This window comes from Streptomyces harbinensis, from assembly GCF_900116145.1.
Lineage (GTDB): Bacteria > Actinomycetota > Actinomycetes > Streptomycetales > Streptomycetaceae > Streptomyces > Streptomyces carpaticus.
In genome coordinates this window covers 114,782-134,118 of sequence record NZ_FPAB01000002.1, presented here as the reverse complement: position 1 = coordinate 134,118, position 19,337 = coordinate 114,782, and the positions used below count along the sequence as shown (strand labels likewise).

Below are 19,337 nucleotides of genomic sequence, written 5' to 3'. Positions count from 1 at the left end.
GGGCGGGCGGCGGGCGGACCCGCCGGGGCGGACCGCTCGTACCCCGCTACCGGCTCTCGTCGTACGCGGCGCGCACCGCCTCGTGCGCGGCGGCCAGGGCGGCGTCCCGGTCCAGGCCGAGCCGCCGGGCGCGCCGGGCGAAGTCCAGGGCCGCCGCCGCTGCCTCGCGCGCGGCGGCGTCCCCGGCGGCGGCGACGAAGGTGCCGTTGCGGCCCCGGGTCTCGATCACCCCGTCGCTCTCCAGGGCCCGGTAGGCCTTGGCCACCGTGTTGGCGGCGAGGCCGAGCTGTTCGGCGAGGCCGCGCACGGTGGGCAGCCGGTGTCCGGTGGGCAGGGTGCCGTCGTGGGCCTGGCCGGCGATCTGGGCGCGCAGCTGCTCGAAGGGGGCGGTGGCCGAGTCGGCGTCGATGACGATCTTCACGCCGGTCATTCTCTCCCGTCGCCCGCTCACCGGGGCGGCCACCGGCGGCGGGCCGTCCCGGGCGCCCGGCCCGGCGCGGCGCGCTACGCGGTGCCGCCCGTGCCCTCGCGCAGCCGCCCGTTGACGGTGCCCAGCGCGTCGGCCAGGGCGAGCAGCTGGGGCCGGTCCATGAGGTCGATCAGCACCTCGCGCACCCGTGCCACATGGCCGGGGGCCGCCGCCCGCAGGACGTCCAGGCCGCGGGGGGTGATGCGGGCGGTGACGCCGCGTACGTCGGAGTCGCAGGCCGTTCGGGTGACCAGGCCGCTCTGCTCCAGCCGGCCGACCTGGTAGGTGAGCCCGCTCTTGGGGGTGATGAGCGAGTCGGCCAGGACCGTCATCCGCAGTCCGGCCTCACCGGCGGCGGAGAGCTTCACCAGGATCTCGTACTGGGCGTGGGAGAGCCCTTCGTCCTCCTTGAGCTGGGCCTCCACGGAGCGGAAGACCCGGTGGCTCACTTCGAGGAAGGCAATCCAGGCAGCCATCTCCTGCTCGTCCAGCCATCGCGTCTTCGCCATATCTCCATACTACGTTGTTGTTCAAATTCGAACCTCTCCTGTACGCTCCGGGACACGTGGTTCGAATTTGAACGATGACACCGTCGACATGGAGAGACCTTCACCTATGACCTCCCCCACGACTCTGACGTCCCGCGCCGCCCTCGACGGCGGCGGCACCGCGCCCACCGGCGCCGACCTGGGCCTGCTCGTGCTGCGCCTGGCCGTCGGCCTGACGATGGCCGCGCACGGCACGCAGAAGCTGTTCGGCTGGTTCGACGGCGGCGGGCTGGACGGCACCGGCCAGTTCTTCGAGTTCCTCGGCTACCCCTCCGGCAGCACCATGGCCCTCGTCGCCGGCCTCTCGGAAACCCTCGGCGGCCTCGGTCTCGCCCTCGGTCTGCTCACCCCGCTGGCGGGCGCGGCGATCGTGGGCACCATGATCAACGTCATCGTCTCCGCGCACTGGGACGACCCGTTCCTCGGCGGCTTCGAACTGCCGCTGGTCCTCGGCCTCGCCGCCGTCGCGCTGACCCTCTCCGGGCCGGGCCGGTACGCGGTCGACCACGTCCTCCCGCTGCCCGCCCAGGTGCGCGAGCACCGGCTGACCCACGGTCTCGCCGCGCTGGCGCTGGCCCTGGTGGTCGCGGGCGTCACCCTGCTGATCCGCAACTGACGGTCCGACCGGACCGGATTCACCTCCCGAAGGAGTGGAGTGCCATGACCGCCCCCGCCACTGACCGGATGCCCGTGCTGTACCTCAGCCACGGCGCGCCCCCGCTGGCCGACGACGCCCTGTGGACCCGGCAGCTGGCCCGGTGGTCGGCCGCACTCCCCCGCCCCCGGGCGATCCTCATCGTCTCCGCGCACTGGGAGTCGGCACCGCTCACCATCGGCGCCACCCACCCGGTGCCGCTGATGTACGACTTCTGGGGCTTCCCCGAGCACTACTACCGGGTGACCTATCCGGCGCCCGGCGCCCCGGAACTCGCCGCTCGGGTCCGCGCCCTGACCGGCGCCCCCGGCACCCCGGTGCACGAGGATCCGGCGCGCGGCCTGGACCACGGGGCGTACGTACCGCTGAAGGAGATGTACCCGGAGGCGGACATCCCGGTGCTCCAGATCTCCATGCCCACCCTCGAACCGCAGCGGCTGCTGGCGCTGGGCCGGCGCCTGGCGCCGCTGCGGGACGAGGGCGTGCTGATCGTCGGCAGCGGCTTCTTCACCCACAATCTGAGCGGGTTCAGCTGGGGCAGTTCGCCCCAGGACGCGCCGGGGTGGTCGAAGGAGTTCGACGCCTGGGGCGAGGAGGCGCTGCGCACCGGGGACATCGACGCGCTGCTCGACTTCGAGCACGCGTCCCCGTCCGGGCGGATCGCCCACCCCAGGACGGAGCACTTCGCACCGCTGTTCGTGACGCTGGGCGCGGGCGAGGACCAGCTCACCGGCCAGCGCACGGTGATCGACGGCTTCTGGGGCGGGCTGGCCAAGCGCTCCATCCAGGTGGGCTGACCGGGGCGGGGGCCGCCCGGCGGCGCCGGGGGCGGACGTCCCGGGGCCGGCCCCGATCCGCGCCGGTGCCGGTCACTCCCACCGCAGGTGGGCGACCACCGGCAGGTGGTCGCTGCCGGCGGTGGGCAGCGTGTGGATGCGGGAGACCGTCGCGGACCGGGCCATGACCTGGTCGATCCTGGCCACCGGGAAGGCCGCGGGAAAGCTGAAGGCGAAGCCGCTCTCCGGCACGTTCAGCCGGTCCGTCAGCGGCGCCAGCCCGCGGTCCTCGACGGTGCCGTTGAGGTCGCCCAGCAGGACCACCCGGGGCAGTTCCTCGGCCGCGATGGCCCGGGCCAGCCGTTGGGCGCTCTCGTCGCGCCGGGCGGACGCGAACCCGCCGGTCCCGAGGCGCACCGACGGCAGGTGCGCGACGTACGCCGCGATCTCGCCGTGCGGGGTGTGGACCACGGTCCGCATCCCACGGCTCCAGTACTCCTCGATGTCCCGCGGCTTGATGTCCACGGCCCGGGTGTCGCTGAGCGGGTGAACGGACCAGAGCCCCACGGTGCCCCGGACCTCGTGGTACGGGTACCGCGCGGCCAGTTCCTCCTGATAGACGGGCAGCGCGGAGGGCAACAGCTCCTGGAGCGCGATGAGATCGGGCTCCGCTCCGGCCAGGGCGCGGGCGGTGCCCGCCGGGTCGTCGTTCTCGTCGCTCACGTTGTGCTGCACCACGACGAGATCGACGTCACCGCCCTGGGCCGGCCGGACCAGCCCGCCGAAGAGAGCGGTCCAGGCGACCACCGGCAGCAGCAGCGCGAGCAGAGCGGTGGCCGAACGCCGCAGCGCGGCGAGGCCGAGCAGCACCACGATCACCAGGCCGAGCCAGGGCAGGAAGGACTCCAGCAGACTCCCCAGCCGGCCGGGCGTGTTGGGCACGAGGCCGGGGAACGCCAGCAGGCCGGCCGTCAGCACCGCGCACGCCGCGAGCACCCGCCCCCGGGTCCAGACCGACCGGCCCCGGGCGTCCTCACCCGGCCACCGGATCACCGGCCGACGGGCCTTCCGCACCGTCGGCGTGTCCGCCCCGGTCTTCTCCGCCACGGTGTTCCCTTCGTCCGGACCCCGCGCGCCGGAAAGCGCCGGTGAGCCGGAAGCGCTCACCGACCGGGTGTGCGCCGGGCATGACGCGCAGGGTGTTCGATCATACGAGCCCGGTGCGCGGGGCCCGGCGTGATCGACGCGCGCTGCCGCCTCGGGGCGGGTACGGGGCCAGGGCCAGGGCCCTAGGCGAGGAGGAGCCGCCAGGTGGCGAGTGCCGCGTCGGCGGCGGGTACCGGGGGCTCCGCCGTGATCCAGGTGGTGATCACCCCACAGAGCGCGCCGGCGAGATAGCCGGCGTGCAGGTCGAGCGGTACGTCGTCGGTGGCGGGCGGGCGGTGGCCGTGCGCGAAGCGTTCGGCGAGCCCGGCGGCCAGCCGGCGCTGCATGCGGTGCGCGAACCGGGCGCTGCCGCTCTCCGAGAGCATCCGCCGGTAGAGCACCGCGCCCGCCTCCACCTCGGCGAAGAGATCGAGGAGCGGCTGCGGCGGGGCGTCGCGCGGCGCCTGGAGCGGGCAGAGCGCGACGGCGCGGGAGAGCCCGCCGATGGCGTCGTCCATGGCGTCGGTGACGAGGGCGTCGAGGTCCGGGTAGTGCGCGTAGACGGTGGCACGGTTGATCGCGGCCCGCCGGGCGACCAGGGACATGGTGATGCTGCTCAGCTCGTGCTCACCGGCCAGTTCGAGCGCGGCGGCGCGCAGCCGTTCCCGGGTGCGGCGGGCGCGGGGATCGTCGGGGTTGAGTGGGCTCACGGCCCCTACTGTACGACAGATGTTGCATACACAACAGGTGTCGTTTATGGTGCGGGCATGCGAATCGAGATCTGGGCCGACGTGGTGTGTCCCTGGGCGTACATCGGCAAGCGGCGCCTGGAGGCGGCGCTCGCCGGCTGGGACGGCGAGCGCGTCGAGGTGGTGTGGCGGCCGTTCCGCATCGACCCGATGGCCCCGCGGAAGGCAGAGCCGCTGGCGGAGTGGCAGATCGACCCGCTGGCGGACGAGGCGCTGAGCGCCTGCACGCCCGACGGCCTCTCCCCCGTCGAGAACGCCACCCGCGTCTCGCGGATCGCGGCCGACGCCGGCCTCGGCACCCCGTTCGGAGCGGTCTGGCGCGCGGACAGCGGACCGGCCCACCGGCTGATCGCGCTCGCCCACGAGCGGGGCGGGGCGGCGCTGCAGGACGCGGTCGTGGAGGAGGTCCTGAAGGCCCACTTCGTCACCGCGCGCGACATCAGCGACCCGGACGTGCTGGCGGAAGCGGCCCGCGCGGCCGGATTCGCGGACGGCGGCGACTTGCTCGCCTCCGGCGCGGGCACCGACCGGGTCCGCGAGGACCTGCTGCGCGGCAAGGCCATCGGCGTCCGTTCCTCCCCCACCCTGGTGGCGGGCAAGCGGGCCCTGGCGGGCGCGCAGTCCCCGGAAGCGATGACCGCGTTCCTGCGCGATGCGGCGGACACGCCGCCGGAGCGGGAGCTCCCGGAGGAGGTGGAACGCCTGCGGCTGGCCGAGTCCCTGCTCGACAAGCGCGACCCGCTGGGCGCCCTGACGCTGCTGCGCCCGCTGCTGGCGGACCACGGCACGGAGTGGTCGGTCCGCGTCCTGGCGGCGCGGGCCTACTACCACTCGGCGCAGCTGGAGCGGGCGCGGACGGAACTGGAGAGCCTGACGGCCCACTCCCCGGACGACGCGTATCTGCGGCTGCTCCTGGGCCGCACCCTGGAACGCCAGGGCCGCCCGGCGGAAGCGGCCCCGCATCTGCGCCTGGCGGCGGCGATGCGGCAGGACGAGGAGTGAGGTACGGGTGGGGTGGGACCGGGGTGCCGGCCCCACCCCACCCGTGCGGGCCCCGGACCGGCCCGGCGGCCGGACGCGGTTACGGGCGCCGGGCGAGGGTGGGGGCGACCTGGCTGGTGTGCTCGATGTAGGCGGCCAGGTCGGGGCCCAGCAGGCCGGTGACCTCCAGCAGGTCGCGCATCCGCGCGCCGACGGGCACCGTCAGCAAGGGCTCCCAGTGGGCGGCCCGGTTGCGCAGTTCGTGCAGCCCACCGATATGCCGGTCGACCGTCGCGCGGTGGGTGGCGGGCGGGAAGGCCCGGTGGAGATGGGGCACCCACAGCGTCTTCTCGTGAGCGGAGGTGGACAGATACCGCCACACGCCCAGCGACAGCTCGGCGATCACCTTGCCGGGCGGGGCCGCGCGCCCGTACCGCCGGCGCGCCCCGTCGATGGCGCCGCGGGTCTTGTCATTGATGTCCACCCGCCGCCGCGCCCGGCCCCGGCCGCCCTTCCGCACCCGGATCAGCGGGGCCCGCAGCGGGCTGGCCGGGTCGTCCAGCCAGTGCCCCTCACCGGTCCAGGTCGCGTCCAGCGCCCGGGCGTAGGCATTGCGCAGCGCGATCTCGAAGTGACTCAGATCGCGCAGCACCGCGCAGGCCAGGGCCGTGTTCCACTCGTACAGCGCCAGCGCCCGCGCCGGGTCGCCCCCGGCCGCGTCGAGGTAGACGGCGTGCCGGGCGGGGCTGAGCCACTCCTCCACCCACGGCCCCGGCGCGGGGGCCGGGGGTATGTGCGTCACTGTTCCTCCTGCGGGACATCGGGTAGGATGCACGGTGACAAGCCCCGGTGGACCGCTGATCTTCGCGATCATGTCGCCGGGGCTAAGACGTTTCCGCCTCCGGCGAGCCCCGCGGCACGCACACCGGAACCCGCGGCTTCCGCGTCTTCCCCCGCATGCTCGCTCCACGGCTCGACCTGTCCGACGGCCCACCCTCCCGGAGGGGCGAAGACCGTGAAGCGGAACCTACAGGGCCGTCCGCTGCTGTCAAAACCACGTGTGCGCAAGGGCGTTGGGGTCAGTGCCATCACAGGCGCCGGCGCTCGCCCCGGCCTGGGTGGATCGCCCCTCACTTGATGTCCCCCGTCGTCCAATCCCCGCCATTTTCCGCACCGGTGCCCGCCCTGCGGCATCCTGTCGGCGCCGCGCCACGTCATCAAGGCAAGTGAACACCGCTGTTCCGGGGAGGGTGAATGGCACTGCGGGTGAGGTTCAGTGAGTCCGATACGGGCCGTGTGCGGGTGGCCGAGCGATCCGACGAGTTGTGGGAGATCTTGCTGGCGGCTCATCAGCTGCAGCGGCAGGACGGGGCCGAGGTGTTCGCACAGTGGCGGCGGTTCGCCGCCTCCCGGCTGACCGGACCGATGCGCCGCTTGCTGGTACTCGCCCCGGCGCGCGGGTACTCACCGGACTTCCTCACCCCTGCCGAGGCACGGAGCGGCGGCTTCGACGCCGGCCTGAACGCGGTGCGCGAGACCGGCCGGGCCCGGCTGAGCGCCGAACTCGCCCAGCTGCCGCCGGCCCGCCGGGACTTTCCCTGGGTCAGAGCTCTGGCCCGTGGTGAGGCGGCGGACATGCGACGCCTGGGAGAGGGGATCGCGGCTTTCCGCCGTGCCCTGCTCGCACCGTTCATGCCCGTCATGGAGCGGCAACTGGCAGCCGACCGGGCATGGCGGGCACAGGTACTGTTACGGGGCGGGGTCGACCTCCTGTTGAGCACCCTGCATCCGACGGTGACCTGGGAACCCCCGGTGCTGCGCGTCGCACAGGGGCCGTTCGGACGCGAGTTGCGCCTGGACGGCCGGGGCCTGGTGCTGGTTCCGGCGTTCTTCTGCTGGCGGGTGCCCACGGTACTGCGTGATCCGGCGCTGCCGCCGGTGCTGGTGTACCCCATCCGCCACGAGACGGCGTGGGCCACGCCGCCGCCCGACGTCGGTCAGCTGCGCAGGGTGTCGCGGCTGCTGGGACGGACCAGGGCGGCGGTGCTGGAGGCAGCCGCCTCGGGCGGAAGCACGACCGAGCTGGCCGGTCACATCCGTGCCTCGGCCGCGTCGGCGAGCGAACATCTGCGGGTGCTGCGCGAGGCGGGTCTGGTCCTGACGCGGCGCGAGGGGGCGACAAGCCAGCACTCGCTCAGCCCGCTGGGCCGTGCGCTGCTGGAGGGGACGCCTGACAGTCGACTCTAACCTCTGCCCGACCTGGGCGTTTCGGGGTGGACCGAAGGTGTTGCCCGGGTTTCTGATGGACTGCGACGCTACGGGACGTACGGCAGCGGAGGGAGCCGCGGCCGGCACCGAAGGGGAGTGAAGAAACAGATGCGCAAGCGTTTTGTCGCCATCACGGCCGCCGCGGCGGCTCTGAGTGGCTCGGTCATCCTGGCCAACCCGACATCCGCCCAGCCCCTCGCACCGGCGGTCACCGAGAGCGCCAACGATGTCTCCGCGCAGGCGACCGGTGGCTTCTACGCCTATGCGCAGACCGACTTCAAGGGGCCGAACAAGAGGTTCACCGGGGCGGTGGGCACGTGCGTCTACGTCGGCGACGGCTGGAACGACAGCATCCGGTCCGCCCGGACCAGCAGCGCGGCCAGGGTGGAGCTGTGGGACAACTACAACTGCAGCGGAGGGGCGATCGTCATCGATCGGACCGGCTACAAGAAGATTGGTAAGTGGGTCAGCTCCTACCGCGTCATCACGAGCGGCTAGCCTCCGTCACCATGCGCACGTCACCGCCGGCCACGTACCCGGCCGGCGGTGACTCCCTCGGTCGTCGCAGTGCTACCGCGGACCGAAGGTCTGGAACGCCGTGCGGCGGGGGATCGGGAAGTGGTCCGTTCCGGTGACCGCGTTGAGGATCAGTGCGCCCCGGTAGGCGCCGATGCCCAGGTCGGGGGCGGCTGCCCCGTGGGTGTGGAGTTCGGCGTTCTGGACGTACAGGCCGGCCGTCACCTCGGGGGCGGTGGTGACGCGGTGGCCCTCGCTGATGTCGTAACGGCCCTTGGGGTCCCAGGCGATGAGTTTGTCCACGGGGGACAGACAGTCCGGACGGCGGGCGGTGTAGCCGGTGGCCGCGACGATCGCCGACGTCTCGCGGACGGCGCGTTCGCCCGTATCGGCGTGGTGCGTGGTGAGGCGGAGCGTGCTGCCGTCCGTGCCGCCGGTCTCGGCCGCCGCCAGGGCGGTGGCGGGGAGCAGGGTGACCGGCGGCCGGTCGCCGTCCAGCAGGTGGTCGTACAGCTCGTCGTGGATGAGGTCGATCGTCTCGCTGTCGATGCCCTTGTACAGCTGCCACTGCGAGGCGATGAGCCGGTCGCGCACCTCCGGGTCCAGGCCGTGGAAGTACCGCATGTAGGCGGGGGTGGTGTACTCCAGCACCAGTTTGGAGTAGTCGAGCGGCGCGAAGCCCCAGGAGCGGGTGAGCCAGCTGACCGCCCAGCCGGTCTCCTTCTGCCGGCGGATCAGGTCCAGGAAGACCTCGGCGCCGGACTGGCCGGAGCCGATCACCGTGATGTCCCGTACTCCGGCCGCCGCGAGCGCGTCGATCCGGTGCAGGTGCTCGCCGGAGTGCAGGACCCGGGGGTGGCCGGCGAGGTCCTTCAGCGGGGCGGGCAGGGCCGGCTCGGTGCCGATGCCCAGGGTGATGTTCCTGGCGGCCTGCACCCGGGTGGCGCCGGTGGCGACCTCCCGCACCGTCAGGAGCCACAGGTCGCGGCCGGCGTCCCACTCCACCGCGTCCACCGAGGTGCCGAAGTGCAGCCCGGGTATCCGGGCCGCCGCCCAGGCGCAGTAGTCGGCGTACTCGCGGCGCGGGATGTGGAAGCGCTCGGCGATGTAGAAGGGGTACATCCGGTCGTGTTCGACGAGGTAGTTGAGGAACGACCAGCGGCTGGTCGGCCGGATGAGGGAGACCAGGTCGGCGAGGAAGCCGACCTGGAGCTTGGCCCAGTCGAACATCAGCCCCGGGTGCCAGTCGTACGCGGGGCGCCGGTCGTACGCCGCGTACGCGAGGCCGGGTACGCCGTCGGCCAGCGCCGACAGCGACAGGTTGAAGGGGCCGATGCCGACCGCCGCGAGGTCGAGCACGGTCTCCCGTTCGGATTCAGCCATGGTGGTGTTCCTCCTCGGCCTCTTCGGCCCCTCCGGCCGCGTCCACGGCGGCCAGCATCTCGTCGATGTCGCTCGCCCTGGCCTGCGGGTTGAGCAGGGTGAGTTTCAGCTGTACGGCGCCGGCCGTCTCGGTGCGGCCGATCAGGGCGCTGCCCTCGCGCAGCAGCCGGCGGCGCAGCGCGCCGTTGATGGCGTCGACGGCGGCCGGGTCGGTGGTGGTGCGGGGCCGGTAGCGGAAGACCACGGTGGTCAGCACGGGTTCGGTGGTGAGGTCGAGCCGGGGGTGGGCGCTCACCGCGCGGGCGGCGTGCCGGGCGAGGTCGTGGCAGGCGTCGAGCATCGCGCCGACGCCCTCCCGGCCGAGGGCCAGGAAGGTGGCGGCGACTTTGAGCGCGTCGGCCCGCCGGGTGGTCTGGAGCGAGTGGCCGAGCAGTCCGTCGTAGCCGGCTTCGCCGTCGTCCTCCGGGTTGAGGTAGGCCACCCGCAGCCCGGTGGTGACGGCGAAGCCGGCCCGGTCGCGCAGCAGCAGCGCGCTGGCGGCGGCCGGCTGCCAGGCCGTTTTGTGCAGGTCGATGGTGATGCTGTCGGCGTGTTCGATGCCGTCCAGCAGGGGCCGCATCCGCTCGGAGAAGAGGGCGCCGCCGCCGTAGGCCGCGTCCACGTGCAGATGGACGCCGTGGTCGCGGGCGATGGCGGCGAGTTGCGGCAGCGGGTCGATGGAGCCGTAGTCGGTGGTGCCGGCGGTGGCGACGACGGCGATGGGGAGTTCGTCGGCGGCGCGGGTGCGCAGGGCGCGGTCGAGCTCTTCGGGGCGCATCCGGTGGTGTTCGTCGGCGGGCACCGGCCGGACGGCGTCTTCACCGAGTCCGAGCAGGGCGGCGGCGCGGGCCATGGAGAAGTGGGCGAGTTCGGAGCAGTAGAGCACGGGGCGGACGGTGAGGCCGCTCAGACCGGCCGTGCGGACGTCGCGGCCGGGGCGCAGGGCGGTGTCGCGGGCGATGAGCAGGGCCTGGAGGTTGGAGGCGCTGCCGCCGGGGGTGAGGACGCCGCCGGCGGCCGGGCCGTAGCCGGCCAGTTCGGTGAGGGCGGCGATGAGACGGCGTTCGAGTTCGACGGCGTAGGGGCCGGAGTCCCAGGTGTCGACGGAGGCGTTGAAGACGGAGGCGAGGACGTCGGCTGCGGCGGCGACGCTGAGCGAGGGGGGCTGGAGGTGCGCGGCGGCGCGCGGGTCGGCGAGGTCCACGGTGCCGGCGGCGTAGGCGCGGGCCAGGGCGAGGACGGCTGCCCGGCCGCCGCCGTGCCGGGGTATCGGCCCGTCGGGGAACTGCCGGTCGACGAGGGCCGCGAGCTGGCCGGGGGTCTGGGTGGGCAGCGGTCCGGTGCGGCGGCGCAGGGCGCCGGCGGCTTCGCGGGTGAGTTCGGTGACCAGTCTGCCGACGTCGGCCAGTCCGGCGGGGTCGGCGGCGAGCAGGTCGGGTTCCAGCAGGGTGGGGGGCACGGGCACGGTTGGTGCGTGGCCGGGCATGCTCATGGGCTCTGTACGGTCCCTTGCGTTGACGGTGGGGGTGCTCGGTGGTGCGGGTGGTGCGGGTGGTGCGCAGCGGTCGAGTGCGGCTCGGCCGTCGATCAATTTAGGTTAGGCATACCTAACCATGTCAACCATGCCTGTCCCCGCTCGGGGCCTATGACCGAAAGTCCACCGTCCGCCCGAGGCGCCCCACCCGCCCCTTCCGTGCTTAACCCGGCCTTGGCCCGCTCCTTAGCCCGGACTTAAAGACCCGTGAAACCCCCTTCGACCGCCCGGATCGGGCCAGCCCGGCGGCTAGCGTGCTCATTCCCCGGGCCGCTGATCCCCCGTCACGGCCCGGGCCCCCGATCCGAGGAGACGTTCGACGATGACTGCGCTGCGCGCCGCCGCCACGGTCGCGGCCCTTGCCGTTGCCCCGCTGATGATCACCCTGGCCACCGCGTCCCCGGCCGGGGCCCACGGCTCGCTGGAGGACCCGGTCAGCCGGGTGAAGACCTGCTTCGACGAGGGACCCGAGAGCCCGGTCTCCGACGCCTGCCGCGACCTGGTGGCCATCGGCGGCACCCAGCCCCTGTACGACTGGAACGAGGTCAACCTCGCCGACGCCGCCGGCCGGCACCGGGAGCTGATCCCGGACGGCAAGCTGTGCAGCGCGGGCCGCGACAAGTACGCCGGTCTCGACCAGGCCCGTGCCGACTGGCCCGCCTCCACGCTCTCCGCCGGGCAGCACACCTTCCGCTACCGGGCCACCGCGCCGCACCGCGGCGGCTTCGAACTGTTCATCACCAAGGAGGGGTACGACCCCAGCACCCCGCTGCGCTGGTCGGACCTGGAGTCCTTCGGCACGGTCACCGACCCGCCGCTGGAGAACGGCTCGTACGTCTTCGACCTGACCGTGCCCGACCGCTCGGGGCGGCATCTGATCTACAGCGTCTGGCAGCGCAGTGACAGCCCCGAGGCGTTCTACACATGCTCTGACGTGGTGTTCGGCGGCGCGGCAGGCGGCGGGACGGTCATCGAGCCGGCGCCGCCCGCCACCGCGCCGGAGACCGGGCCCGGAGCGGAGGAATCCGGCCACACGGACCACGGCGAGCACGGGGAGCACGGGGAGCACAGCGGCCACGAGGACCACAGCGACCACGAGGACCACGGCGACCACACCGGGCCCGGCGGCCACGACACCACCCCCGGGGAGGACCGGGAGCCGCCCGCGGACACCACCGCCCCGGCGGGCAACGCCCCCGCCCCGGCCGGCGACCAGGGCACCGCGGTCACCGGCGAGGACGACCCGGAACTGGCCGCCACCGGCGGTGACGCGGCCGGCACCGCCGCCCTCGCCCTCGGCGGCGCCGCGGCGCTGACCGCCGGTACCGCGACCCTCCTGCTGGCGGCCCGGCGCCGGGCCGCCGCCGCCCGCCGCGCCTGACCGGCGCGGCCCACCGACCGGTGCCGCCGTCTTCCCGGCCCCCACCTTCGGGGAGGACGGCGGCACCGCCGTAGGCTGCCTGCTGTCAGCATCCGCGAGCACCCGGAAAGGGAGAGCGATGACGACCGCATCCGGACCGTTCACGGAGGTCACCTCCGAGAGCGAACTGCGCGAGCTGATCGGCGAACCCGCCCCGTACACCCGGGACAAGGCCCGCCCGGCGCTGCACGCGCTGGACCGCGACTGGCTGGCCCGCTCCCCGCTGTGCCTGATCGCCACCAGCGGCGCGGACGGCAGCTGCGACGTGTCGCCCAAGGGCGATCCGCCCGGCTTCACCCTCGTCCTGGACGACCGCACCCTGGCCATCCCGGACCGCCCGGGCAACAAGCGCCTGGACGGCTTCCGGAACATCCTCGCCAACCCGCACGTCGGGCTGATCTACCTGCTGCCGGGCCGCGGCGACACGCTGCGGATCAACGGCCGGGCCCGGATCGTGCGCGAGGCACCGTTCTTCGACGACATGATCGTGCGGCGCAACCGCCCGCGGCTGGCCCTGGTGGTGGAGATCGATGAGGTCTTCCACCACTGCTCCAAGGCGTTCCTGCGCTCCCACACCTGGGACCCGGACAGCTGGCAGCCCGAGTCGCTGCCGAGCCGGGCCCGGATCGCCAAGGCGCTGGAGCGGCCGGACGATTCCCTGGCGCAGCTGGAAGAGCACTACGGCCCGCGCTACACCGAGGGTCTGTACTGATCCCGGCTAGGAGAAGACCGACCAGCAGGTGGTCGGCTCGGCGCCGGCCGGGTCGAGGGCGTTGGCCGTCTCGTGGAAGGCCATCCGGTCCAGGAGTCCGATGGTGGCGTGCTCGGAGATGTTGAGCGGGCACAGGTCCTGGAGCAGCACGTTGCGCACGCCCGGTTCGTCGATGAACTGTGAGCGGTACGGGGTGACCACCTCGTCGTAGCGGGTCGCGATCACCGTGTAGGTGACGCCCGGGACCGTGTAGCCGTCCGCGTTCAGCTCGCGCAGGAAGGCGGAGCCCGCCACCTGCTGGGCGAGGGCGGGCGCGTTCTCGGCGATGGCCCGGTCCAGTGCCGGGATCAGGTCGAGGAGCCGGGTGAGCCCGAGCAGGGTGGTGCCGTTGGTGCTGGGCGCGATCGCCACGAACGCATTCACCTTGCCCGCCGCGTCCGGGTGGTGCTTGAGGTAGTAGCGGGGCATCAGGCCGCCCTGGGAGTGGCCGACCAGGTCCACCTCCGAGGCTCCGGAGGCGGCGAGCACCCGGTCCACCTCGGCGGCGAGTTCGTCCGCCGACTCCTCGATGGGGGCCAGGCCGCCCAGGAGCGGGACGCCGGGCAGCCGGCCGTAGTCGAAGGAGTGGACGCAGTAGCCGCGTGCGACGAGGTAGGGCGCCAGCCCCAGCCAGTTGCTGGTGCCGCCGGCCAGGGTGCCGTGCACCAGGACCACGGGGCGGGGGTGGGCGGCGGCCGGGACGCAGCCGTCCTTGTTCCAGCCGCCGGTGGCGGTCGCCGCGGGGGCGGCGCCGGCGGGCGCGGACAGCAGGGCGAGCAGGACGGCGGCCAGCACCGCGCCGAGGGCGGCGGGTACGGTACGGGGCCGGGTGCGGGTGCGGGTACGGAACCCGGGCAGCTTCATGGGGCGGCTCCTCGCTGATCACAGGGGGGTGACACCGCGGCAGAGGCTGGTCCGGACCGCCATGACGGCTGAGTACTCCTCACGGTAGGAGCGCTCGCCCGCCTCGCCTACCACCGGGTACGTGGAGAATCCGGCACTCCGTCATCACATCGGCCGCACCGCGCTCGCGACTCCTCCGCACCCCTGATAGGAACCGGTTATGCGCCGCTCCCCCGCCGTCCTGGCCGCCGCCGCGGTCGCCGGTGCCGCTCTCGTCCTGCCGCTGTCCGGGTCGCAGGGCCCGGCGCCGGTGACGGACACCGCGCCCGCCGGCTTCGTGGCGCTGCGCGAGATCGCCCCGGACATCGAGGAGGAGATGCGGTACGCGGGGGCGCACAACTTCACCGGTGAGCCCGTGGACGGCTACGAGGAGCCAATCTGTCTGCTCACCCGGGACGCCGCCGAGGCGCTGGCGCGGGCCGCCCGCACCCTGCGGGAGCGGGGCTACCGGCTGCGGGTGTACGACTGTTACCGCCCGCAGCGCGCGGTGGATCACTTCACCGCCTGGATGGAACGCCCCGAGGACGGCCGCACCCGGGCCGAGTTCTATCCGCGTGTCCCCAAGGACCGGCTGGTGGAGGAGGGGTATCTGGCGGTGCGCTCGGGCCACAGCCGGGGCAGCACCGTCGATCTCACCCTGGTGCGGGCGGCGGACGGTGCCCCGGTCGACATGGGGACCGGCTTCGACTTCTTCGACCCGCGATCGCACGGCGACTCGCCGGATGTCCCCGCCGGGGCGCGGGCCGCCCGCCGGCTGCTGGCCGACACCCTGGACGCCGAGGGATTCGCACCCGTGAGCACCGAGTGGTGGCACTTCGGCTACCGGGACGAGCCGTATCCGGAGACGTACTTCGACTTTCCCGTGTCCACCAAAGCCCTGGCTCGTTAGCACAGGCAACGGCGGCGGTCATTGGAGCCACCCCCGTGGGTCCCGATGTCCGCCGCCGTCACAGATCACCGACGCCACGTGTGCGCGCTCCGTTTCACGCTCCGGCGCGTTGTCACCTACTCGCGACATGGACGCAACAGCCTCAGGACGTCACGGCCGCAACCCCCGTTCAGGACACGGCGGAACGCTGCCGCGCCGAGCGGTGCAGCGCGTGTTCCACCACCGCCACCAGGGCGTCCCGGGCCGAGGCGCGCTCCCGCGCGTCACACAGCATCACCGGGACGTCCTCGTCCAGGTCCAGTGCCCGGCGCACCTGCTCCGGCGGGTAACGGATCGCCCCGTCGAAGCAGTTGACCGCCACCGCGAACGGCAGCCCGCGGGTCTCGAAGAAGTCCACCACCGAGAAGCTGTCCGCCAGCCGCCGGGTGTCCACCAGGATCAGCGCCCCCAGCGCGCCGCGCGCCAACTCGTCCCACAGGAAGCGGAACCGCTCCTGCCCGGGGGTACCGAAGAGGTACACGATCACCGAATCGCTGATCGTGATCCGCCCGAAGTCCATGGCGACGGTGGTGGACCGTTTCCCGGACACCGCCCGGATGTCGTCCACCGGCCGCCCGGCCTCCGTCAGCGACTCCTCCGTCTGAAGGGTCTTGATGTCGCTGACGGCGCCGACCAGCGTCGTCTTCCCCACGCCGAAGGCCCCCGCGACGAGGATCTTCAGTGCCGTGGGATCCGCCGGCCGGCTGCGGCCGCGCTCAAAGGGCCCGGAGACCATCGATCACCTCACGGAGTGTGCTGTCGTCCTGCAACTGGGAGGCGGGCACGGGGCGGCTGACCCGGACCAGGCCGGCGTCCAGCAGATCGCTGATGAGCACCCGCACCACGCCGACCGGCAGATCGAGCCCGGTGGCCAGTTCGGCCACGGACTCGGTGGTACGGCGGCAGCGGCGCATGATCTCGGCGTGCTCCGGGGCCAGTTCCCGGTCGGTGAGATCACTGACGCCGCCGGCCGCGCCGTCCGGATCGCCGGTCTCCGCCGTCACCAGGGCGATCAGGTCGAGGGGGTGATCGACGGTTCCCCTGGTGCGGCCACGCGTCATCGCGTAGGGCCGCACGATGGGACCCGCCTCCTCGTCGAACCAGCCGTGGCTCATCGGCCGGCCGGTCAGCTCTCGCCGGCCGGGCCGCCGCGTGCGGCGATGCCCAGCTGCGCGCCGACCCGCTTGATCAGCAGCGTCATCTCGTAGCCGATCTGTCCGATGTCCGCCTCGATGTCGGCGAAGACGGCGAGCGCGCTGCCCTGGCCGGCAGCGGCCACGAAGAGAAACGCGTCGTCCAGCTCCACCAGGGTCTGGCGCACCCCGCCGGTGTTGAAGTGTGTTCCCACGCCCCTGGCCAGTGAGTGGAACCCGGAGGCCACGGCCGCGAGTTGTTCGCTGTCCTCCCGGCTCAGGGCCCTGGAGGCGCCGCGCGCCAGACCGTCGGCGGAGAGTATCAGCGCGTGGCGCATTCCCGCCACTTTGCCGACGAACTCGTCCAGTACGCCGTCGAGACGCTCGCCGTCCTGCGGTGTTCCGTGCCGGGCGTCGGCCCCCGGTGCAGTCATGGGTCTGCCCCTTACGGTGTCGGTGCCTGCGGGTCGTCGTCCCGCCTGGTGGTGGTTGCGTGATCACCGCGGTGATCACGGTGGCTGTGCTGCCGGCCGCGCCGCCAGCCGAGCTGGAGTGCGGCCATCCTCGCCCGCACTTCGTCGGCGTCCTGCTCCGTGGGGTCGGAGCCGGGGTGGCCCGCGGGCTCCGGCTCGTCCCAGGTGTCGGGGACGGGCGCGGGTGCGGGCCGGGTGCGGCGCTGCCGCCGCGGCAGTCCGGCGAGGGTGGTGCCGGTGCCGGCGTCCTCCTCGTGGCCGGGCGCGGGGTCCTCGCCCGGTGGTTCGCCGACCGGCCGGCCGTGGTCGGCGACCAGCACCGGGGTGCGGCGCCGCTGCGGCAGCGGGATCGGCGGTTCGGGGCCGGCCCCGGCGGGGGTGCCGGCCGGGGTCGCGGGATCCTCGTGGTGGGGGACGGCGGGTGGTTCGGGGTATCCGGGGTCCGGCTCGGCGTGGCGCACCCGGTCGCGGGCGCCGGGTCCGGGGTCACCGTCGGGCCCGGTGTGGGTGCCGGGGTGCGGCTCGGTCCCGGGTGCGGGGTCGGAGAAGGGGTAGGGGCCGAACCCGCGCGCGCTCTCCCGGGACCGCTCAAGACCGCGGAAGCCGACCGGCGCCTCCAGCTCCACCGGGCCGTCCACCGGCCCGTTCAACAGCTCGGGCGGGGCCGGGCGTTCGGGCAGCGGGGAGCGTTCGTCGGGGCATTCGCCGGTCTCGGTGAGCAGTTCGCCGGGCAGCAGCACCACGGCGGTGGTGCCGCCGTACGGGGACTCCTTGAGCGCCACCCGCACCCCGTGCCGTTCCGCGAGCCGGGCCACCACGAACAGGCCGAGCCGGTCGGTGTCGGAGAGATCGAACTCGGGGGTGTGCGCCAGGCGCTCGTTCGCCTCGCGCAGCGCCTCCGGGTTCATGCCCAGGCCCCGGTCGTGGATCTCCAGGGTGTAGCCGTGCGGGACGCGTTCGCCGGAGACCTGCACGGAGGTGTGCGGCGGGGAGAAGACGGTGGCGTTCTCCAGGAGTTCGGCGATGAGGTGGGTGAGATCGGCGACGGCGCCGCCGGCCACCGCGAGCTGCGGCATGCGGTGCAGTTCGACGCGCTCGTAGTCCTCGACCTCGGCGACCGCCGCCCGCACCACGTCCATCAGCTGCACCGGCTTGCGCCACTGCCGGGCGGGGGCGGCGCCGGAGAGGATCACCAGGCCCTCGGCGTGCCGGCGCATCCGGGTGGTCAGATGGTCGAGCCGGAAGAGGTCGGCGAGTTCGTCGGCGTCGTCGGTGCGCCGTTCCATGGTGTCCAGCAGGCCGAGCTGACGGTGCAGCAGCACCTGGTTGCGGCGGGCGAGATTGACGAGGATGTCGGAGATCCCGCGCCGTACGGTGGCCTGTTCGACGGCGGCGGCGACGGCCGCGCGCTGGAGGGTGTTGAGGGACTGGCCGACCTGGCCGACCTCGTCGCGCCCGTACTCCAGGTGCGGGGCCTCGGTCTCCACGTCCACCCGCTCGCCGGCCGCGAGCCGGCGCAGCACACCGGGCAGCCGTACCTCGGCGGCGTCCTTGGCCTCCTTCGACAGCGTCATCAGGTCGCGGATGAGGGCCCGTCCGATGCGCAGCGAGACCACCAGCGAGACGATCACGGCGGCGGCGCCGAGCACCCCGGCGGCCCAGGCCCGCACCAGGACGGCGGTGGCCTCGGGATCGACGGCGTCCCCGTAGCGCTCCTGGGCGGACTCGCCGAGGATGCGCAGCTGTTCGAGGGCGTTGCCGCCGGTGTCCACCCACTGGTCGGGGCGGGCGGAGCGGGTGCCGCCGTCCAGCAGCCGGCCCTCGACGACGGTGAGCACATGACCGGGCCCGGTGTCCCAGAACACCTCGTGGGCGCGCTGGTCCTCGGCGGGCAGGTCGGGGAGGTAGGTGGTGTAGGCGAGGGCGCGTTCGGTGATGCGGTCGCCGAGCTGGCGCAGTTCGGTGTCGGTCATGCGGCCGGCGGCGAGGGCGCCGGCCACCAGGGCGTCCTCGCGGGAGAGGTACTCGCGGGCCTGCGCGATGCCGACGACGGCGCGGCCGTGCCGGTCGAGGTCCACGTTCTCGACGAGGTGCAGGGCGGCGAGGAAGCGGAAGCCGGGGTCGATGACGACGGTGTAGGCGTCGAGCGCGGCGGTGCGGGAGATGATGTTGTTCTGCACCTGGTCGCGGAGGGTGGCGAGTCCGTCGAGGCCGGAGAGGAAGGCGTCCAGCCGGTCCTCGGCGCCGCCGGCCAGGTCGTCGCGGGCGCCGCCGGCGGCCTGCGCGCGTACCTCGGCGACGGCCGCCTCGGTCGCCTCCTGGGTGTCGTGGAGTTCGGCGAGGGCGTCGGAGCGGCGCGGGTCGGCGAGGAAGACGAGGGTCTGGCGGCGCTCCTGCTGGATGGCGTGGATGACGGCCTCGGCCGGGGTGCCGAGCTTGTCGGAGACGGAGGCGACGGCGAGCAGCGATCTGGCCTCGGCGACGGTGATGGCCGTGGCGAACGCCCAGATCGATACGAGCGACAGCAGGGGCACGAGCAGCAGCGCCCCTATCTTTCGTCGGATCGACTTCCCTCGCACGTGCGTGCCCTCCCCGGGGTGTGTCCGTGCCGTTGCGTGCTGCGACAGCGCGAGCCTACTACCGCGACGAGCGGCTGGGCGTGAGG

The 19,337-nt window shown here is 73.5% G+C and carries 20 protein-coding genes; 8 read left to right on the top strand and 12 right to left on the bottom strand.

Annotation, left to right across the window (positions count from 1 at the left end; translation table 11 throughout):
• Positions 1–46 precede the first annotated feature (46 nt).
• Together BM385_RS04835 and BM385_RS04830 are read right to left on the bottom strand one after the other, a co-directional pair.
• Entirely contained in the window at positions 47–430 is a 384-nt protein-coding gene (locus BM385_RS04835; protein WP_019434533.1) for a GntR family transcriptional regulator, read from the bottom strand.
• 74 nt (positions 431–504) lie between these two features.
• Positions 505–978 carry a MarR family winged helix-turn-helix transcriptional regulator gene (locus tag BM385_RS04830; RefSeq protein WP_093842287.1) on the bottom strand — a complete coding sequence of 158 codons (474 nt, stop codon included), beginning with the start codon at positions 976–978 and terminating at the stop codon, positions 505–507.
• 106 nt (positions 979–1,084) lie between these two features.
• On the opposite strand from BM385_RS04830, the gene BM385_RS04825 reads away from it, so the two are divergent.
• On the top strand, positions 1,085–1,633 hold the full coding sequence (locus tag BM385_RS04825) for a DoxX family protein (protein WP_019434535.1): 549 nt from the start codon (positions 1,085–1,087) through the stop codon (positions 1,631–1,633).
• Between the two features lie 44 nt (positions 1,634–1,677).
• On the top strand, positions 1,678–2,469 hold the full coding sequence (locus tag BM385_RS04820) for a dioxygenase family protein (protein ID WP_019434536.1): 792 nt from the start codon (positions 1,678–1,680) through the stop codon (positions 2,467–2,469).
• A 72-nt stretch (positions 2,470–2,541) separates the two neighbouring features.
• On the opposite strand, the gene BM385_RS04815 is transcribed toward BM385_RS04820, so the two are convergent.
• Together BM385_RS04815 and BM385_RS04810 are read right to left on the bottom strand one after the other, a co-directional pair.
• Positions 2,542–3,498, bottom strand: coding sequence for an endonuclease/exonuclease/phosphatase family protein (locus BM385_RS04815; RefSeq protein ID WP_380980103.1), 957 nt, complete (start codon positions 3,496–3,498; stop codon positions 2,542–2,544).
• Positions 3,499–3,737: 239 nt separating this feature from the next.
• Positions 3,738–4,304 (bottom strand): TetR/AcrR family transcriptional regulator, encoded by a 567-nt coding sequence (locus tag BM385_RS04810; protein WP_093842286.1) that lies wholly within the window; start codon positions 4,302–4,304, stop codon positions 3,738–3,740.
• A gap of 57 nt (positions 4,305–4,361) precedes the next feature.
• Between BM385_RS04810 and BM385_RS28145 the strand changes: the two genes are divergently transcribed.
• Positions 4,362–5,345: a DsbA family oxidoreductase gene (locus BM385_RS28145; RefSeq protein ID WP_093842285.1), complete on the top strand. Its 984-nt coding sequence runs from the start codon at positions 4,362–4,364 to the stop codon at positions 5,343–5,345.
• A gap of 79 nt (positions 5,346–5,424) precedes the next feature.
• On the opposite strand, the gene BM385_RS04800 is transcribed toward BM385_RS28145, so the two are convergent.
• Entirely contained in the window at positions 5,425–6,126 is a 702-nt protein-coding gene (locus BM385_RS04800) for an Abi family protein (RefSeq protein ID WP_093842284.1), read from the bottom strand.
• 500 nt (positions 6,127–6,626) lie between these two features.
• Between BM385_RS04800 and BM385_RS04795 the strand changes: the two genes are divergently transcribed.
• Both BM385_RS04795 and BM385_RS04790 read left to right on the top strand, forming a co-directional pair.
• A complete protein-coding gene (locus BM385_RS04795) occupies positions 6,627–7,571 on the top strand; it encodes an ArsR/SmtB family transcription factor (protein WP_175542921.1) in 945 nt (314 codons plus the stop codon).
• A 117-nt stretch (positions 7,572–7,688) separates the two neighbouring features.
• Positions 7,689–8,090: a peptidase inhibitor family I36 protein gene (locus BM385_RS04790; RefSeq protein ID WP_139275142.1), complete on the top strand. Its 402-nt coding sequence runs from the start codon at positions 7,689–7,691 to the stop codon at positions 8,088–8,090.
• 72 nt (positions 8,091–8,162) lie between these two features.
• On the opposite strand, the gene BM385_RS04785 is transcribed toward BM385_RS04790, so the two are convergent.
• Positions 8,163–9,491 carry a lysine N(6)-hydroxylase/L-ornithine N(5)-oxygenase family protein gene (locus tag BM385_RS04785; protein ID WP_093842281.1) on the bottom strand — a complete coding sequence of 443 codons (1,329 nt, stop codon included), beginning with the start codon at positions 9,489–9,491 and terminating at the stop codon, positions 8,163–8,165.
• Complete coding sequence (locus tag BM385_RS04780; protein ID WP_019434544.1) at positions 9,484–10,995, bottom strand: pyridoxal phosphate-dependent decarboxylase family protein; 1,512 nt, start codon at positions 10,993–10,995, stop codon at positions 9,484–9,486. Before BM385_RS04780 ends, BM385_RS04785 begins: the two co-directional genes overlap by 8 nt.
• Before the next feature lie 391 nt (positions 10,996–11,386).
• Between BM385_RS04780 and BM385_RS04775 the strand changes: the two genes are divergently transcribed.
• On the top strand, positions 11,387–12,445 hold the full coding sequence (locus tag BM385_RS04775; RefSeq protein WP_093842280.1) for a lytic polysaccharide monooxygenase auxiliary activity family 9 protein: 1,059 nt from the start codon (positions 11,387–11,389) through the stop codon (positions 12,443–12,445).
• 118 nt (positions 12,446–12,563) lie between these two features.
• Complete coding sequence (locus BM385_RS04770; RefSeq protein WP_019434546.1) at positions 12,564–13,196, top strand: pyridoxamine 5'-phosphate oxidase family protein; 633 nt, start codon at positions 12,564–12,566, stop codon at positions 13,194–13,196.
• A gap of 6 nt (positions 13,197–13,202) precedes the next feature.
• On the opposite strand, the gene BM385_RS04765 is transcribed toward BM385_RS04770, so the two are convergent.
• A complete protein-coding gene (locus BM385_RS04765) occupies positions 13,203–14,099 on the bottom strand; it encodes an esterase/lipase family protein (RefSeq protein ID WP_093842279.1) in 897 nt (298 codons plus the stop codon).
• A gap of 199 nt (positions 14,100–14,298) precedes the next feature.
• On the opposite strand from BM385_RS04765, the gene BM385_RS04760 reads away from it, so the two are divergent.
• A complete protein-coding gene (locus BM385_RS04760) occupies positions 14,299–15,027 on the top strand; it encodes a M15 family metallopeptidase (protein ID WP_093842278.1) in 729 nt (242 codons plus the stop codon).
• A gap of 169 nt (positions 15,028–15,196) precedes the next feature.
• Here the strand turns inward: BM385_RS04760 and BM385_RS04755 are convergent, their stop codons facing one another.
• Genes BM385_RS04755 through BM385_RS04740 form a run of 4 tightly spaced genes read right to left on the bottom strand, consistent with a single transcriptional unit; the run spans position 15,197 to position 19,251 of the window.
• Positions 15,197–15,802, bottom strand: a complete 606-nt coding sequence (locus tag BM385_RS04755) for a GTP-binding protein (RefSeq protein ID WP_019434549.1) — start codon at positions 15,800–15,802, stop codon at positions 15,197–15,199.
• On the bottom strand, positions 15,783–16,181 hold the full coding sequence (locus BM385_RS04750; protein WP_019434550.1) for a DUF742 domain-containing protein: 399 nt from the start codon (positions 16,179–16,181) through the stop codon (positions 15,783–15,785). Before BM385_RS04750 ends, BM385_RS04755 begins: the two co-directional genes overlap by 20 nt.
• A gap of 11 nt (positions 16,182–16,192) precedes the next feature.
• A complete protein-coding gene (locus BM385_RS04745) occupies positions 16,193–16,633 on the bottom strand; it encodes a roadblock/LC7 domain-containing protein (RefSeq protein WP_019434551.1) in 441 nt (146 codons plus the stop codon).
• A gap of 11 nt (positions 16,634–16,644) precedes the next feature.
• The gene (locus tag BM385_RS04740; protein WP_254791436.1) at positions 16,645–19,251 is read right to left on the bottom strand and encodes a sensor histidine kinase; all 2,607 of its coding nucleotides are present in this window, start codon (positions 19,249–19,251) and stop codon (positions 16,645–16,647) included.
• Between the last annotated feature and the right edge of the window lie 86 nt (positions 19,252–19,337).

Coding starts and splice junctions, on each gene's coding strand:
- BM385_RS04775 (WP_093842280.1), top strand. CDS start 11,387: ATGACTGCGCTGCGCGCCGCCGCCACGGTCGCGGCCCTTGCCGTTGCC.
- BM385_RS04830 (WP_093842287.1), bottom strand. CDS start 978: ATGGCGAAGACGCGATGGCTGGACGAGCAGGAGATGGCTGCCTGGATT.
- BM385_RS04745 (WP_019434551.1), bottom strand. CDS start 16,633: ATGACTGCACCGGGGGCCGACGCCCGGCACGGAACACCGCAGGACGGC.
- BM385_RS04835 (WP_019434533.1), bottom strand. CDS start 430: ATGACCGGCGTGAAGATCGTCATCGACGCCGACTCGGCCACCGCCCCC.
- BM385_RS04820 (WP_019434536.1), top strand. CDS start 1,678: ATGACCGCCCCCGCCACTGACCGGATGCCCGTGCTGTACCTCAGCCAC.
- BM385_RS04770 (WP_019434546.1), top strand. CDS start 12,564: ATGACGACCGCATCCGGACCGTTCACGGAGGTCACCTCCGAGAGCGAA.
- BM385_RS28145 (WP_093842285.1), top strand. CDS start 4,362: ATGCGAATCGAGATCTGGGCCGACGTGGTGTGTCCCTGGGCGTACATC.
- BM385_RS04755 (WP_019434549.1), bottom strand. CDS start 15,802: ATGGTCTCCGGGCCCTTTGAGCGCGGCCGCAGCCGGCCGGCGGATCCC.
- BM385_RS04825 (WP_019434535.1), top strand. CDS start 1,085: ATGACCTCCCCCACGACTCTGACGTCCCGCGCCGCCCTCGACGGCGGC.
- BM385_RS04785 (WP_093842281.1), bottom strand. CDS start 9,491: ATGGCTGAATCCGAACGGGAGACCGTGCTCGACCTCGCGGCGGTCGGC.
- BM385_RS04750 (WP_019434550.1), bottom strand. CDS start 16,181: ATGAGCCACGGCTGGTTCGACGAGGAGGCGGGTCCCATCGTGCGGCCC.
- BM385_RS04760 (WP_093842278.1), top strand. CDS start 14,299: ATGCGCCGCTCCCCCGCCGTCCTGGCCGCCGCCGCGGTCGCCGGTGCC.
- BM385_RS04765 (WP_093842279.1), bottom strand. CDS start 14,099: ATGAAGCTGCCCGGGTTCCGTACCCGCACCCGCACCCGGCCCCGTACC.